Below are 15,951 nucleotides of genomic sequence, written 5' to 3' on the forward strand. Positions count from 1 at the left end.
CAAAAAGGTATTGGTTCAAATCGAAACTACTACTGCGTCTAATTTGATTTTATACCCCGTTTAATTCAAATTTCCCTATAGGGTAATATTTTTTAAGAAACAGGTATTTTCACCATATCTTTAATAATCAAACATTTATAGCACAAATATGATTTAAGGAGGGATATTGTATTTTTTTGTAGGCAACAGGGATAATCAATAGGCTCAATGAAAGCGATGTTGCCTTGTCGGATATCAATGGGCAGAGCAGAGCCCTGCCCCTACGGGACGATGATCATTTTCGAAGAGAAATTCAAGGGGTTCCGGTTGGGAATAGACAAGAAAATGATTAACTTTGAAGGGTAAAACGAAATGGCGAATGATTGTCTTCCACCTGTTTTTCATAAAATTGCTGATAGGGGCGTTCCTGCATCTGAGCAACCCTCGGACGCTCTTTCCGGAGGCGTGCTCCACCCTGCTCTATTCTTCCGACGGACAGTTGTTGGGGGCACGGATCGCACCGGACGGACAATGGCGTTTCCCTCCGGCAGACAGTCTTCCCGACAAGTTCGTGACCTGCCTGCTGACCTACGAAGACAAACGCTTCTTCCGGCATCCGGGGGTAGACCCTGCCGCCATCGTCAGGGCCATGTGGATCAACCTCAGCCGGGGCAAGGTCGTCAGCGGGGGGAGCACGATCACCATGCAGCTGGCACGGATCGCGCGGGGCAACCGCGACCGCACCCTGTATGAAAAAATGGTCGAAACCGGTTATGCCCTTCTCCTGGAAACAGCCTTCGACAAACATCAGATCCTGAACCTCTATGCCTCGCACGCCCCGTTCGGAGGGAATGTGGTAGGCATCGAGACGGCGGCCTGGCGCTATTTCGGGCGAAGTGCCGCCGACCTCTCGTGGGCCGAAAGCGCCACACTCGCCGTCCTGCCCAACTCGCCCGCCCTAATCCATCCCGGACGTAACCGGGCACGGCTGAAAGCCAAACGCGACAAGCTCCTGGCCGCCTTAAAGGAGAGAGGGATACTGGACGAAACCGAATACGGGCTCTCGCTCCTCGAACCGCTCCCCAAAGCGCCCGTGCCTCTGCCCGACGAAGCCCCTCACCTGCTCGAACGGTTGGCGGCCGACGCTCCGGGAACGCGCATCACGACCTCCGTCAACCGGATGCTGCAACGCCAGACGCAGGAGCTCGTCAACCGCTACGCCCGCGACTATGCCTCCAACCACATCCATAACCTGGCCGCCCTCGTCGCCGATGCCGAAACGGGCGAGGTGCTCGCCTATGCGGGAAACGTCACCTTCAAGGCCGATGCCCGCAAAGGGAACCAGGTAGACATCATCACTTCGCCGCGCAGCACGGGCAGCATCCTGAAGCCCTTCCTTTATGCCGCCATGCTGCACGACGGGCAACTGCTCCCCGGCACGCTCGTTTCGGACGTGCCCCTGAACCTGAACGGCTTCTCGCCGCAAAACTACAACAAGACATTCTACGGGGCGGTCCCGGCGCACCGAGCGATCGAACGTTCGCTCAACGTCCCGCTGGTACGGATGCTTTCGGCCTACAACACGGGGCGGTTCATGTCGCTGCTGAAAAAGGCGGGCATGACCACGTTGCGCTTTTCCGAAGAGCATTACGGGGCTTCGCTGATCCTGGGAGGCGCCGAAGGGACGCTATGGGACCTCACCGGCATGTATGCTTCACTGGCACGTACGCTCGCACATTACCGGACTTACAACGGGCGGTATGACCCGGCGGATATTCATCCGCTCACTCCTTATCCGGCTCCTCCGACCGATCCGGTCCGCTCCATAGCCGACAGAAGGCTGACGGACAAACCGCTCCTCTCCGCCGCTTCCATCTGGTTCGCCTTCGAAGCGATGTCGGCACTGAACCGCCCCGAAGAGGAGGCGGACTGGCAGCAGTTCGGCTCCATGAAGCAGGTGGCCTGGAAAACGGGGACGAGCTATGGCGGGCGGGACGCCTGGGCGATCGGGACGACCCCGCGCTATACGGTCGGCGTATGGGTGGGCAACGCTTCGGGAGAAGGCCGGCCGGGACTGACAGGCGTGGGCAATGCCGCACCCGTCCTCTTCGACCTGTTCTCGCTCCTGCCGGGAAGCGGCTGGTTCGACATGCCTTACGACGAACTCCTCCCGATGGCCATCTGCCGTCTCAGCGGCCACAAGGCCTCTGCAATCTGTGACCAGGTGGACACGCTCTACATGCCGCGCTCGGCCGACAAGACGGAGGTCTGCCCCTACCACCGGCTTGTCCATCTTTCCGCAGACGGCCGTTTCCGGGTGAACAGCTCGTGCGAGTCGGTCGGCCGGATGATCGCACGCCCGTGGTTCGTACTGCCTCCTTCCGAAGAATATTATTACCGGAACTATCATATCGACTACGCGCCCCTGCCTCCTGTCAGACCGGGATGCGGCGAAGACCGGAACCGGCAGATCGAACTGATCTATCCCGAGCATAACGCCATCCTCTATCTTCCGAAAGGCTTCTCCGGCAAACGGGAAAAATTCGTGTTCAAAGCCGCCCATGCCCGTCCGGATGCCATCCTCTACTGGCATCTCGACGACACGTTTATCGGCGAAACAGCGGACCACCACCAGATCAGCAGCTCTGCTCCCCCCGGCAAACACCGCCTGACGCTGGTCGACGACCAAGGCAACCGAAAGACGATATCGTTCGAGGTGAAATAATCAAAACTGTTTCCCAAAAAGACTCGTTCTGCAAAGTTTTTACTACCTTTGGCAATCGCAAATGAGATAGATTAGTGTTACATTAGTTTTTAAATATATATAGTTATGGCGAAAATAAAAGGAGCTGTTGTTGTTAACACAGAACGATGTAAAGGGTGTAACCTTTGCGTAGTAGCCTGCCCGTCGGATGTACTCGAATTGCACCCGCGTGAAGTAAACGACAAGGGATACCATTATGTGTACATGAAAAACCCTGACAACTGCATCGGTTGTGCAAGTTGCGGGTTAGTCTGTCCGGACGGTTGTTTAACCATCTACAAGAAGAGAATTGACAATTAAATATAAGGTATGGCAGAAGAAGTAAAATTAATGAAAGGTAACGAAGCCATCGCCCATGCGGCTATCCGCTACGGCGTAGACGGTTACTTCGGCTACCCGATCACTCCGCAGTCGGAGATACTCGAAACCCTGATGGCCGAGATGCCGTGGGAAACAACCGGAATGGTCGTGCTGCAGGCAGAAAGTGAAGTGGCAGCCATCAATATGGTATACGGAGGAGCCAGCACGGGCAAACGTGTGATGACCTCCTCGTCCAGCCCCGGTGTCAGTCTGAAACAAGAAGGCATATCTTATCTCGCAGGAGCCGAACTGCCCTGCCTGATCGTGAACGTGATGCGTGGCGGCCCCGGCCTGGGAACGATCCAGCCCAGCCAGGCAGACTATTTCCAGACAGTCAAAGGCGGCGGCCACGGCGACTACCGCCTGATCACGCTCGCCCCCTCTTCCGTACAGGAAATGGCGGACTTCGTCGGACTGGGTTTCGAACTTGCTTTCAAATACAGTAATCCTGCTATTATCCTGGCAGACGGCATCATCGGCCAGATGATGGAAAAAGTGGTACTGCCGCCTTTCCATACACGCCGCACAGAGGAAGAAATCATAGCCGAATGCCCGTGGGCCACACAGGGGAAGACAGCCGGCCGCAAACCGAATGTCATTACTTCACTGGAACTGGACCCGGCTAAGATGGAGGAGAACAACATCCGCTTCCAGGCCAAATATCGGAAGATCGAAGAAAACGAAGTCCGCTACGAAGAGTTCCAGTGCGAAGATGCCGAATATCTGCTGATCGCATTCGGTTCTTCCGCCCGTATCTGTCAGAAAGTGGTGGAAATAGCCCGTGCGGAAGGTATCAAGCTCGGCCTGCTCCGCCCTATCACGTTGTGGCCGTTCCCCAAGAAAGTGATCGCCGCTTATGCCGACAAGGTAAAAGGCATGCTTTCCGTCGAACTGAACGCCGGACAGATGGTCGAAGACGTACGTCTGGCCGTAAACGGCAAGGTAAAGGTCGAACACTTCGGCCGTCTCGGCGGTATCGTGTTCACACCGGATGAAGTCCTGAATGCTCTGAAAAAGAATTTTGATTTATGATCCATTATGTCATAAATAAACCATAAATCATAAAGTAACAACGATGATTCGCGGAAGTAAAATTGACATGATATTGACCTGGTTATTCATGATTTTGGCTATAGCAGCAGTAGTCTGTTACTTCGCTTTTCCGGAAAACCGATTGCCTTTCCTGTACTGCGGTGGCGCGGCGATCTGTTTCCGCCTGGTTCAATATCTGATGAGATTTATTAATTAATAATGAGCAAATGTGCCAATGTGCAAACTATATTATTGGCACATTGGCACATTTACTCATTGAAAAATTATTCACAGTATGGAAATTAATGATATAATTAAACCGGAGAACCTGGTATATGAAAAGCCCAGGTTGATGAATGAAAATCCCATGCACTACTGTCCCGGTTGCAGCCACGGCGTGATACACAAGTTGATTGCCGAAGTGATCGCCGAGATGGGCATGGAAGATAAAACGATCGGTATCTCTCCTGTCGGATGCGCAGTTTTTGCCTACAATTATCTGGATATCGACTGGATCGAAGCAGCCCACGGACGTGCACCAGCCATCGCGACTGCCGTCAAGCGGCTGAACCCGAGCAAGATGGTATTCACCTACCAGGGAGACGGTGACCTGGCTGCCATCGGCACTGCCGAAACAATCCATGCAGCCAACCGTGGAGAAAATATCGTGATCGTATTCGTCAACAATGCCATCTATGGCATGACAGGCGGCCAGATGGCTCCTACCACACTGGAAGGAATGCCGACAGCAACCTGCCCCTACGGCCGTAACATTGCCCTAAACGGCTATCCGTTGAAGATCGGCGACCTGCTTGCACAGTTGGAAGGGACCTGCCTGGTCACCCGCCAGAGCGTACAGACCGCTGCTGCCGTCCGCAAAGCAAAGAAAATGCTCCGCAAAGCCTTCGAAAACTCGATGGCCGGCAAAGGTACTTCGATTGTCGAATTCGTTTCCACTTGTTCTTCCGGTTGGAAAATGACACCTGAAAAGGCTAATAAATGGATGGAAGAGAACATGATCCCGTTCTATCCGTTAGGAGACCTCAAGAACAAGGAATAATAATTTGCCAGGCACTTCTATCGGGGCTAATATTAATGAAGCTCAAAATAGTGAAAGTCGCGTTGAGATATTACGACTTATAAACAGTATAATTAGTTCAGCCAAAAAGTCTGTGTGATTTCAAATTGGCACATTGGCTCATTGGCTCATTATAAAATTATTGACACAATGAAACAAGAGATAATAATAGCAGGTTTCGGAGGACAAGGGGTTTTGTCAATGGGTAAGATCCTGGCTTATTCCGGCCTGATGGAAGGGAAGGAAGTCAGTTGGATGCCTTCCTACGGTCCCGAACAACGGGGCGGGACAGCCAACGTAACCGTTATTCTGAGTGACGACCGCATCAGTTCTCCCGTACTGAACGAGTATGATATTGCCATCATCCTGAACCAGCCCTCTATGGACAAGTTCGAAAACAAGGTGAAAAAAGGCGGCATCATCATTTATGACGGATATGGAATCCATACACCGGTGAAACGGACCGATGTCAGCGTATATCGCGTGGATGCAATGGACGCGGCCACCGAGATGAAAAACGAGAAAGCATTCAACATGCTGATCCTCGGCGGATTGCTGAAAATCGTCCCGATGGTGAAACTGGAAAACGTATTGTTAGGCTTGAAGAAATCTCTGCCCGAACGCCACCACAAACTCATCCCTATGAACGAGGCGGCAATCAAAAAAGGAATGGAGATTATACAATGTGATAATGAACCAATTGAATAATGTGTCTATTGGCACATTATTCAATTGACACATTATTCGTATCTTTGCCCCCCATGAAGCATAGCTTATACATATTATTACTCTTGATAATATCCGCTTCGGCTCTGCATGCGCAACGTCGGCCGGGCGGAGACCGGAAAGGATTCTCACTCGGGAACCTGTCAAAAGCCAACCAGGAAGTTCCGGACAGCCTGCTGGTTCCGGACAGCGCAGCAATAAACGACAGACGTATCACCGCCTATCGGCTTACTCCTCTGTTGGGCGATCCTTATATTGCTCCGTTGGACACGCACAAACTGAATTTCGCCAACAGCACGCTGGTGGAATCCGAATCGCTGGCAGTCGGCTACCTGGCCAATACGGGATCACCGGCACAAACCCGTATCTTCTCCGAACGCAAGGAACCACGGGATTTCCTGTTTGCCGATGCTTACGATTATTATATCACAGACCCCCGGAACGCACTGTATTACAACACGAAAATTCCTTATACGAACGTGATGTACACGACCATGGGGGGAAGTGAAAGCAAAAACGAACGGCTGAAAGGAACGCTGACCATGAACTTCGGCCCGAAGATCAACGTAGGTGGCGATCTGGACTATATCTACAGCCGCGGATATTACAAGAATAACGGCAACAAGCTGTTGAGCTACCGCCTTTTCGGCAGTTACAAGTCGGATCGTTACGAAGCGCATGCTTACTTGAGCAACTTCAACTTCATCAATTACGAAAACGGAGGATTGGCCAACGACTCGGTCATCACCAACCCGGACCAATATTTTGCCGGCGAGAGGAACCAGGACGACCCAAAGGCTTTCGATACGCGCTATCCGGTCAAAGCCTGGAACCGTGTGCGGGGCAAACAGTATTTCCTCAGCCACCATTATAACCTCGGATTCGAACGCGAACTGGAAGGGGAAGTGGACACGCTGGGAAATCCCGTGAAAGTATTCATTCCCGTATCCAGTATCATTCATACACTGGAATATCAGGACAACCGTCGCCGTTTCCGTTCGGAAGCGGACCAAAACCTGAACGAATGCTATCTGACTCCGGATGGAGATCCTCGTGTTTTCGGTTTGGAAAACGGGACGAGTGTCGACGACCGTACCTCCTATTGGAATCTGCGCAATACGTTCGGGCTCTCCCTTCGCGAAGGTTTTCAGGACTGGGCGAAGTTCGGCATCACCGCCTTTGCGACGTTCGACAAGCGCAAATTCCAGTTGCCGGCCCAGATACCGGGGTTGTCTTATGATCCCGAATACGGAAGCGGGTTGGATGCTTCTCCTTCCTCCATCGAATTTCCGGTGGCACAGGTGTATGACGAATTCTCGACATATATCGGAGCCGAAATCTCCAAACGTAAAGGAAATATCCTGACTTACAATGCCCGCGGAGAACTTTGCGTCGTGGGTGACGACATCGGGGAATTTCGGGCAACGGGAAACCTGCAAACCAGATTCAAGCTCTTCAAAAAAGACGCGACGATCAGTGCGGAAGGATACATCAAGAATGTCACTCCTTCGTTCTATATGCGCCACTTCCATTCCCGCTATTTTTGGTGGGACAACCGGGACATGAACATGATCCAGCAAATCTATGCCGGAGCCAAGATCAACCTGGAGTCCACACGGACACAGTTGTCTGCCGGGATCGAAAGCATACAGAACTACGTATTCTTCAACAAACAAGGAATGCCGGAACAGAAAAGCGGAAACCTGCAAGTGATAAATGCCCGCATCAAACAAGATGTCATGCACCGCGCTTTCGGATGGGAAAATGAAGTGGCCTACCAGTTGAGCAGCGACAAAAGCGTGCTGCCTTTGCCCCAAATCAGCCTGTACACCAATATGTATCTGAAATTTAAGGTAGCAAAGGTATTGATGGTCCAGTTGGGGGCCAATATGTATTATAACACTTCCTACTACGCCCCGTATTACGAACCGGCCACACAGCAGTTCCAGATACAGGACGAAGTGAAAGTCGGCAATTTCCCGCTTGTCAACGCCTATGTCAACTTCCACCTGAAGCAGGCCCGTTTCTTTGTGATGGGCTACAACCTGGGTTCCAAGTTCGTCAATCCGAACTACTTCTCACTGGCGCATTATCCGCTGGATCCGTTTGTCTTGAAAATGGGCGTGGCTGTCACATTCAACAACTGATTGTATGAAATCGAGGAAACTGATAGGAGTCTATGCCGGGCTGCTGGTAATCGCCGTTGCAACCATGATCATGCTATGGCGCCTGAAAAACATGTCGAAGGCAGAAGTTCTCCCACGCGACTATCCGGAGATCAAAGCAGAGGGAATCCTGCGGCTGGTGACTGAATACAACCAATCGGGTTATTATGTGGCAGGCGACACAATAGAAGGTTTCCAATACGAACTGAGCCAGGCTATCGCCCGGTTATCAGGCCTGGAAGTACAAACGCTTTTGGAGATGAGCCTGGCCGAAAGTTTCGATATGCTCGAAGAGAACAAATGCGATATTGTCGCCCGCAACATCCCGATCACCAGCGAGATCAAAGAGAAATATCTGTTCACCGAACCAATCGTCCTCGACAAACAAGTCCTGATACAACGAACGGAAGCAGCCAATAACGGGACCAAACCCATCCGTAACCAGCTTGACCTGGCCGGCAAGACTCTCTATATTCCGAAAGATTCTCCCGCCCGGCTCAGGCTGCAAAACTTAGGACATGAGATCGGCGATACGATTTACGTGGTAGAAGACGAATTATACTCCGGTGAACAGCTTGCCATCATGGTCGCCAAAGGAGACATCGATTATGCCGTCTGCGACCAGCAGATAGCCGTCCTTTCCCAAAAACAACTTCCGGAAATAGATATCAAAACAGACATAAGTTTCACGCAACTCCAATCCTGGGCAGTCCGCAAAGACTCCCCTATCCTGCTCGACAGCCTGAACAGCTGGCTGGAACAGATACGCAAGAACGGTACATTCGACAAAATATACAAGAAATATTACAAATAGCGCGACAATGAATCTTATTCTTATCGAGGTTTCCCCTATAAAAACGTGACTAAAACTTATATTTTATCTAAAAAACAACTCTTTTCTAAGAAGAGCGGCGTTCTATGTAATAATTATTGCCAAATATTATCTACCTTTACCGGGAATTTAATGATGAAAGATGAGATTTGACGAATTGGATTTAGAAGAGGCCGTATTGGATGGCCTTGACGCAATGAATTTTCAGGAGACTACTCCGGTACAGGAACTAACGATTCCGGTTATTTTGGAAGGGAAAGACATTATCGCCTGTGCACAGACGGGGACAGGAAAAACTGCCGCATACGTGCTGCCGGTGATCAATGAACTCAGCAAAGGATTACATCCGGCCAATGCGATCAATGCCGTTATCATGGCTCCTACACGCGAATTGGCCCAACAGATCGACCAGCAAATCGAAGGTTTCACCTACTTTGTTCCGGTTTCCGCCGTTGCCGTTTACGGTGGTACGGACGGTATTGCCTGGGAACAGCAAAAGCGTGGGATGGAAATGGGTGCCGATATTGTGATCGCTACCCCCGGACGCCTGTTGTCGCATATCAAGTTGGGGACTGTCGACCTGTCGCAGGTTTCCTTCTTCGTCCTGGATGAAGCGGACCGGATGCTCGACATGGGATTTTATGACGATATCATGCAGGTCTACAAACTATTGCCTGAAAACTGCCAGACAATCATGTTCTCCGCCACAATGCCTCCCAAGATCCGGACACTGGCTCAAACGATCCTGAAAAATCCGGAAGAAGTCAAGATAGCCATCTCCCGTCCACCCGAAACAATCATGCAAACGGCCTATATCTGCTATGATATGCAGAAATTGCACATATTGGAAGACCTGTTCTCGCAGAGCCGCCCACAACGTGTCATCATATTTTCATCTTCAAAAATGAAAGTAAAGGAGCTGGCAACCACCCTCAAACGAATGAAGTTCAACGTGGCAGCCATGCATTCGGATCTTGAGCAGTCGCAGCGTGAAGAGGTGATGAAAGAGTTTAAGAACGGACATATCGACATCCTTGTTGCCACAGACGTCGTCTCGCGTGGTATCGATATCAACGACATCAAGCTGGTAGTCAATTTCGACATTCCCCACGACCCGGAAGACTACGTACACCGCATCGGCCGTACCGCACGCGGAACAAACGGTGAAGGGTTAGCCATCACATTCGTTTCGGTCGAAGAACAATCCCAATTCAAATGTATCGAAGATTTTCTGGAAAAGGAAGTCTACAAAATACCGATCGATCCCAAATTCGGTGAAACTCCTTTATACGAACCCGAAAAATACTCCAACATGCGCCGTGGCAGAGGACGTCCCCGCAAAGACAGCGGAAATGCAAAAAAAGACAACCGCCCCAGCGGTAACAACAACAACCAACGCCGCAGGGGAAGACCGAGAAAGGAAGCATAAGCAACGCTTATAGAGTGATAAAGAGGTGTCAATCCTTCAACGCGAAGCATGATACTCTATTCTTTTGATTGTAACAAATAAAAAACGCAGACCGGGTCGAGCCCGGTCTGCGTTTTTTATATATCAAGTATCTTCTATTTATCCGTTCATCGAAGCCAGGAACTCCATATTGTCGAATGTCTGTTCCATGCGTTTCTTAACAAATTCCATAGCCTCCATAGAGTTCATATCGGCCAGGTACTTACGCAGGATCCACATACGGTTCACCGTGCTTTCATCCTGCAACAGGTCGTCGCGGCGTGTGCTAGAAGCTGTGATATCGACAGCCGGATAAACGCGTTTGTTCGCCAACTTGCGATCCAACTGCAATTCCATATTACCCGTACCCTTGAATTCTTCAAAGATCACATCGTCCATCTTCGAACCGGTTTCTGTCAACGCCGTTGCCAGGATCGTCAGGCTACCGCCGTTTTCTATGTTACGGGCAGCCCCGAAGAAACGTTTCGGTTTCTGCAAAGCATTTGCATCCACACCACCGGAGAGAACCTTTCCGGAAGCCGGTTGAACCGTATTGTAAGCACGAGCCAGACGCGTGATGGAGTCTAACAGGATCACAACATCATGCCCACATTCCACCATACGTTTAGCCTTGTTCAAGACGATTTCCGCTATCTTCACATGGCGTTCAGCCGGTTCGTCGAAAGTAGAAGCGATCACTTCTGCATCCACGCTACGGGCCATATCGGTTACCTCTTCAGGACGTTCGTCGATCAGCAGGATAATCATATACACTTCAGGATGGTTGGCGGCAATCGCATTGGCGATATCTTTCAACAGCATCGTCTTACCGGTCTTCGGCTGCGCCACGATCAGACCACGCTGTCCTTTGCCGATCGGTGAGAACAGGTCTACTACACGTACGGCGATATTGTCATACACTTTCGGAGACTTGCGGGCCGTCAACATGAATTTTTCGTCCGGGAAAAGCGGAGTCAGATGATCGAAAGGAACACGGTCGCGGACCTCTTCCGGCGTACGGCCGTTGATCTTATCCACTTTGACGAGCGGGAAATATTTTTCACCTTCCTTCGGAGGACGGATAGCTCCCTCTACCACGTCGCCAGTCTTCAGGCCGAACAACTTGATCTGCGATTGCGATACATAAATATCATCCGGAGAAGTCAGGTAGTTATAATCGGAAGAACGCAGGAAACCATATCCGTCGGGCATCATTTCCAACACGCCTACACCGGTCAGTATGCCGTCAAACTCATACTGTTTTTCCTGCACTGCATTGTTATTGTTGCGCTGGTTGTTATGATTATTCTGATTGTTCTGTCGGTTGTTATTCAGACGTGGATTGTTTTGCTGAGCCGCTGCAGGTTGTTCACCCTGCGCTTTCGGTTCCGGTTTGGCTGACGTAGAAGAGAATGGGAAAAGCTGGTCGAGAACCGATTTGGTGTCCGGATGGCGGAATACCACACGTTTAGGTTCGTCTGCCGGAGTTGAAACCGGAGCAGCTGGCGTTTCTACAACAACCGGTTCTTCCATTACTTCAGAAGCGACTTCGGCCGGCAGTTCTCCGTTATCCGATTCCACCACAACGGGAGGAAGCAACGGTTTTGCTACAGGCTTGTCGGTTTTCTTAACCATTTTCTTTGCTGCCGGTTTTACTGTTTCGGCAGGAGAATTGGCTGTCGTGTCAGCTGCTTGAACAAGAGCTTCAGACACGGGAGCATTGGCTGAAACCGGCTTTTTAGAGACGGCAGCTTCTTCGTTTTTCTGGACAGGGACGGCAGCCGTAGCCACTTTTTCTTTCTTTTCGATACGTGTCCGTTTCTTACGTTCAGGTTGTTCAGGAACTACTGAAGCAACTCCTTCTACCGGAACTTCAACAGGTGTGGCGGGAGCAGCAGCCTTAGTTTTGGTCTCAGCTTTTGCACCCTTCGGAGCCGCCGCTTTTGTTTTCTTAGCCTTAGTCAGCCTTTCCGCTTTCTTGGCTTCCTTTTCTTTCTCCTTTTCAGCCTGAATGCCGGCGTAAGAAATAGCCTGTTCGTCAAGAATTTTGTATACAAGTTCCTCTTTCTTAAGAGAACTTACTTTTTTAATACCTAACTCTTCCGCTATACTTTGCAACTCAGGAAGGAGTTTTTCATTTAGTTCTAGAATGTTATATTTTTGCATAATGCGAAGTGAATAATAAAAACGACGTACTTACACGACCTGACACGGCACGCGTACAACGCAATCATTGTATCTTTTATAATTTGATAATTAATAATTTCATGTGAAAACCGGATTGTTCAGCTAATTTGAATCATTAGTAACACATCTGCGGAGTAAATCTTTGCAAATGTAATAATATTTTCAGTTACTCTCGCTTTTTGTCGGAAAAAAATTCACAACTAACACTCTTTTAGTTGTTTTATCCAGGCAAAAACGATTATCTGAACGTTCTCCTACAATCCAGATAACAGCATCTCCGCTGCATAAGAGCCAAGTTCGTTCTTTATCGAAACGGCTGAACTTATGATCCGAGAAATAATCGCTTAATTTTTTCCGCCCTTTCATGCCAAAAGGAATAAACCAATCTCCCTCTTTCCATGTACGCAGGGTAAGCGGAAAAGTCAGTTTGTCGTAATCAAAATAGGCGATGTTTTTATCTTTCCGGATATGGAACTCTTCTTTTAGAACAATCTTCTCGAAAGAAAGTTCAACAGGACCGGACCAAACATTCTCGCCGCCGGTCAGTGTATATTCACAAACCTTTTCTTTTACAAGGGGAGACAACAATAAGTAGTCCCGATCTTTTATCAACCGGTGTGTTGAAGAGAAAAAAGTTTTGCCTGATTCTTTCGTCAGGGACAAATAAACATCCTCTGCCACCGGACGAGTAAAGCCATAGGTTTTGAGCAACTCATATAAAATAGCTTCGGGCGACGGGTAACACATCAGGGAGGCAATAGAAAGACGATCTCCTTGCTCGACCACGGTATTCCTCGCCTCTTCCACCACATGCAAATAAACGGCTTCAGCCGCCGACAGATGTTCGGACGTACGGGCTATCGCCTCCTTCACGGAAGGGTTGATCTCTTTCAAAAGCGGAAGGACACGCAGGCGGATAAAGTTGCGCGTATAGGCCTCGGAAAGATTGGTACTGTCAGTCACATACGTCAGCCCGCGTCCGGCAAGCCATTTCAAGATATCCTCACGGCTCACGGCAAGCAAAGGGCGTACCACAAATCCGTTCTTAGGGCGAATCCCGCTCATTCCCCGAATACCGGTTCCGCGTACCAGGTTCATCAGAAGTGTTTCCACACTGTCGTCACGATGATGGGCCACGGCAACTGCTTGCGACCCGGTTGCGACCCGTTGTTCTTCGAACCAGCCATAGCGCAACTCGCGAGCAGCCATTTCAATGGAAAGATGACGGTCGGCCGCATATTTCCGGGTGTCGAAGTCCGTCATAATAAAAGGTACGTCCAGTTTTCGGGCATACTCTCTTACAAACTGCTCGTCACGCAGGGATTCGTCTCCCCGCAAATGAAAATTACAATGCGCCGCTATACAGGAATAGCCCGACTCCACCAAAAGGGTGAGTAGGGCTATTGAATCAGCTCCGCCACTTACACCGACCAGAACCGGACGGTTTTCCGTAAGCAACCGGTATTTCTCTATATATGCACGGACAACGTCGCGCATCCGATTAATCTTCTACACCTGCCAATTCAGGGTCGATCATGATACGACCACAGTATTCGCAAACGATAATTTTTTTACGCAACTTGATATCCAACTGTTTCTGAGGCGGAATCTTGTTGAAACAACCACCACAAGCACCACGCTGTACATATACGACAGCCAAACCGTTACGCGCTCCCTTACGAATACGTTTGAAAGCAGTCAACAGGCGCGGCTCGATATTCGCTTCCAGTTTCTTTGCTTTTTCGCGCAGTCTCTCTTCGTCCTGTTTGGTTTCGGAAATGATCTGTTCCAATTCGCTCTGCTTCTGGACCAAGTCCGCTTTACGACCCTCCAGTCTTTCGGACAGTTCGGCTATTTCTTCCTTCTTACGGTTGACCGCTTCACCGAATTCACGAATCTTCTTTTCAGAAAACTCGATTTCAAGTCCCTGGAATTCTATTTCTTTTGACAAGTTGTCGAACTCACGGTTGTTACGCACGTTATCCAACTGCGTTTTATATTTTTCAATCAGACCGGTTGACTCCGTAATCTTATGTTTCTGTTCTACAACAGCGTTTTCAAAGTCTTTAATTTCCGACTGATAGTTCTGAAGACGTGTTTCCAGACCAGCGATCTCATCTTCCAGGTCTTGTACCTCCAAAGGAAGTTCGCCGCGAAGCGTCTTGATCTTATCAATTTCAGTCATCATCGTCTGAAGCTGATACAGCGTAGAAAGCTTTTCTTCAACTGTAATCTCTTTTTCAGCTGATTGTTTATCTGTAGCCATTCTATAAATATTTTACCGGGTTTGAATTAACATTCGAAAAATGCACCGCAAAGGTAGGGAATTTTTTCGATATTATGTTATAAAAGATGTCTTTTGTACAGACTTCACTTTCATAATGACCAATAACCGCCAGCAGAATCAGGTCTTCCACATCGTAAAAGTCATTATATTTAGCCTCTCCCGTAATGAAAACGTCCGCACCGTAGTTGATCGCGTCTTTGATCAGGAAAGCCCCGCTCCCTCCGCATAAAGCAACTTCCCGTATCGGTTTACCGATCAAGGCGGAATGCTTCACGCACCCCACCTGAAACAGTTCTTTGACCCGTTGCAGGAAGGCCAGTTCGTCCTCTTCTTCAGGCAACTCACCCACTACCCCCGAACCGACCTGGTTCCAAGCATTGTCCAATGGATAGAAATCGAACACAGGCTCTTCGTAAGGATGGACGGAAAGCAATGCACGGGTCACCGTCGATTTGCGGAAAGCGGGTAATATCGTTTCGATACGGATTTCCCGTTCCACATGCAACTCGCCGATTTCACCACAGAACGGATTCGTTCCTTCACCGGCACGGAAAGTTCCGTTACCCGGCAGGTTGAAACTGCATGAATCATAGTCGCCAATCGTTCCGGCTCCCGCATTGAACAGAGTCGTCCTCACCAAATCGGCATAGGCTTCCGGCACAAAAGTAACCAACTTCAGCAATGCTCCTTTCTGCGGGCTCAGGACACGGACATTCTCCAGCCCGATCAGTTCTGCCAAACGGAAGTTCACGCCTCCCGCCGCATTATCGAGATTGGTATGGGCGGCATAGACCACCAAGTCATACTTGCAGGCTTTCATCATACACCGCTCGATATAAGTCGAGCCGGTCAGAGATTTGAATGCTTTAAAGGCCAAAGGATGATGAGAGACAATCAAGTTACACCCCATCTCTATCGCCTCATCCACGACTTCTTCGGTGACGTCGAGGCAAAGAAGCGCACCGGTAGCCGGCTGATTCACATCGCCTACCTGCACACCTGCATTGTCAAAGCTCTCCTGCAATGGCAACGGGGCGTATTGTTCGATTTCTTTCAGTATATCCTTAACCTTTAACATAATCAACAATTTATAA

12 protein-coding genes are annotated in these 15,951 nt (G+C 49.7%); 8 read left to right on the top strand and 4 right to left on the bottom strand.

Going from position 1 to position 15,951, the window contains the following annotated elements; genetic code table 11:
- Window positions 1-358: 358 nt before the first annotated feature.
- The 8 genes from pbpC (at window position 359) to BQ9893_RS04680 (ending at window position 10,365) form a co-directional block, all read left to right on the top strand.
- Window positions 359-2,704, top strand: coding sequence for a penicillin-binding protein 1C (pbpC, locus tag BQ9893_RS04645; protein ID WP_075964942.1), 2,346 nt, complete (start codon window positions 359-361; stop codon window positions 2,702-2,704).
- Between the two features lie 105 nt (window positions 2,705-2,809).
- Window positions 2,810-3,043: a 4Fe-4S dicluster domain-containing protein gene (locus tag BQ9893_RS04650; RefSeq protein WP_075964943.1), complete on the top strand. Its 234-nt coding sequence runs from the start codon at window positions 2,810-2,812 to the stop codon at window positions 3,041-3,043.
- Between the two features lie 9 nt (window positions 3,044-3,052).
- Window positions 3,053-4,135, top strand: coding sequence for a 3-methyl-2-oxobutanoate dehydrogenase subunit VorB (locus BQ9893_RS04655; protein ID WP_075964944.1), 1,083 nt, complete (start codon window positions 3,053-3,055; stop codon window positions 4,133-4,135).
- Between the two features lie 295 nt (window positions 4,136-4,430).
- A complete protein-coding gene (locus tag BQ9893_RS04660; RefSeq protein ID WP_075964945.1) occupies window positions 4,431-5,195 on the top strand; it encodes a thiamine pyrophosphate-dependent enzyme in 765 nt (254 codons plus the stop codon).
- 168 nt (window positions 5,196-5,363) lie between these two features.
- The gene (locus tag BQ9893_RS04665; RefSeq protein ID WP_075964946.1) at window positions 5,364-5,921 is read left to right on the top strand and encodes a 2-oxoacid:acceptor oxidoreductase family protein; all 558 of its coding nucleotides are present in this window, start codon (window positions 5,364-5,366) and stop codon (window positions 5,919-5,921) included.
- A 53-nt stretch (window positions 5,922-5,974) separates the two neighbouring features.
- On the top strand, window positions 5,975-8,086 hold the full coding sequence (locus tag BQ9893_RS04670) for a putative porin (RefSeq protein WP_075965414.1): 2,112 nt from the start codon (window positions 5,975-5,977) through the stop codon (window positions 8,084-8,086).
- Between the two features lie 4 nt (window positions 8,087-8,090).
- On the top strand, window positions 8,091-8,918 hold the full coding sequence (locus BQ9893_RS04675; RefSeq protein WP_075964947.1) for a transporter substrate-binding domain-containing protein: 828 nt from the start codon (window positions 8,091-8,093) through the stop codon (window positions 8,916-8,918).
- A gap of 160 nt (window positions 8,919-9,078) precedes the next feature.
- Window positions 9,079-10,365 carry a DEAD/DEAH box helicase gene (locus BQ9893_RS04680; RefSeq protein ID WP_075964948.1) on the top strand — a complete coding sequence of 429 codons (1,287 nt, stop codon included), beginning with the start codon at window positions 9,079-9,081 and terminating at the stop codon, window positions 10,363-10,365.
- Window positions 10,366-10,503: 138 nt separating this feature from the next.
- Here the strand turns inward: BQ9893_RS04680 and rho are convergent, their stop codons facing one another.
- From rho to BQ9893_RS04700, 4 genes are all read right to left on the bottom strand, one after another.
- Window positions 10,504-12,549: a transcription termination factor Rho gene (gene rho, locus BQ9893_RS04685; protein ID WP_075964949.1), complete on the bottom strand. Its 2,046-nt coding sequence runs from the start codon at window positions 12,547-12,549 to the stop codon at window positions 10,504-10,506.
- Window positions 12,550-12,732: 183 nt separating this feature from the next.
- On the bottom strand, window positions 12,733-14,067 hold the full coding sequence (tilS, locus tag BQ9893_RS04690; protein WP_075964950.1) for a tRNA lysidine(34) synthetase TilS: 1,335 nt from the start codon (window positions 14,065-14,067) through the stop codon (window positions 12,733-12,735).
- 4 nt (window positions 14,068-14,071) lie between these two features.
- Entirely contained in the window at window positions 14,072-14,836 is a 765-nt protein-coding gene (locus BQ9893_RS04695) for a zinc ribbon domain-containing protein (protein WP_075964951.1), read from the bottom strand.
- Window position 14,837: 1 nt separating this feature from the next.
- On the bottom strand, window positions 14,838-15,935 hold the full coding sequence (locus BQ9893_RS04700) for a Nif3-like dinuclear metal center hexameric protein (RefSeq protein WP_075964952.1): 1,098 nt from the start codon (window positions 15,933-15,935) through the stop codon (window positions 14,838-14,840).
- Window positions 15,936-15,951: the final 16 nt, after the last annotated feature.

Origin of the sequence: Parabacteroides massiliensis, from assembly GCF_900155425.1 — a bacterium.
Lineage (GTDB): Bacteria > Bacteroidota > Bacteroidia > Bacteroidales > Tannerellaceae > Parabacteroides > Parabacteroides massiliensis.

Bases quoted from the DNA above. Each gene is read 5' to 3' on its own strand.
- BQ9893_RS04695 (WP_075964951.1), bottom strand. From the start codon at position 14,836: ATGGCTACAGATAAACAATCAGCTGAAAAAGAGATTACAGTTGAAGAA.
- rho (WP_075964949.1), bottom strand. From the start codon at position 12,549: ATGCAAAAATATAACATTCTAGAACTAAATGAAAAACTCCTTCCTGAG.
- BQ9893_RS04660 (WP_075964945.1), top strand. From the start codon at position 4,431: ATGGAAATTAATGATATAATTAAACCGGAGAACCTGGTATATGAAAAG.
- BQ9893_RS04665 (WP_075964946.1), top strand. From the start codon at position 5,364: ATGAAACAAGAGATAATAATAGCAGGTTTCGGAGGACAAGGGGTTTTG.
- tilS (WP_075964950.1), bottom strand. From the start codon at position 14,067: ATGCGCGACGTTGTCCGTGCATATATAGAGAAATACCGGTTGCTTACG.
- pbpC (WP_075964942.1), top strand. From the start codon at position 359: ATGATTGTCTTCCACCTGTTTTTCATAAAATTGCTGATAGGGGCGTTC.
- BQ9893_RS04675 (WP_075964947.1), top strand. From the start codon at position 8,091: ATGAAATCGAGGAAACTGATAGGAGTCTATGCCGGGCTGCTGGTAATC.
- BQ9893_RS04650 (WP_075964943.1), top strand. From the start codon at position 2,810: ATGGCGAAAATAAAAGGAGCTGTTGTTGTTAACACAGAACGATGTAAA.
- BQ9893_RS04670 (WP_075965414.1), top strand. From the start codon at position 5,975: ATGAAGCATAGCTTATACATATTATTACTCTTGATAATATCCGCTTCG.
- BQ9893_RS04700 (WP_075964952.1), bottom strand. From the start codon at position 15,935: ATGTTAAAGGTTAAGGATATACTGAAAGAAATCGAACAATACGCCCCG.
- BQ9893_RS04680 (WP_075964948.1), top strand. From the start codon at position 9,079: ATGAGATTTGACGAATTGGATTTAGAAGAGGCCGTATTGGATGGCCTT.
- BQ9893_RS04655 (WP_075964944.1), top strand. From the start codon at position 3,053: ATGGCAGAAGAAGTAAAATTAATGAAAGGTAACGAAGCCATCGCCCAT.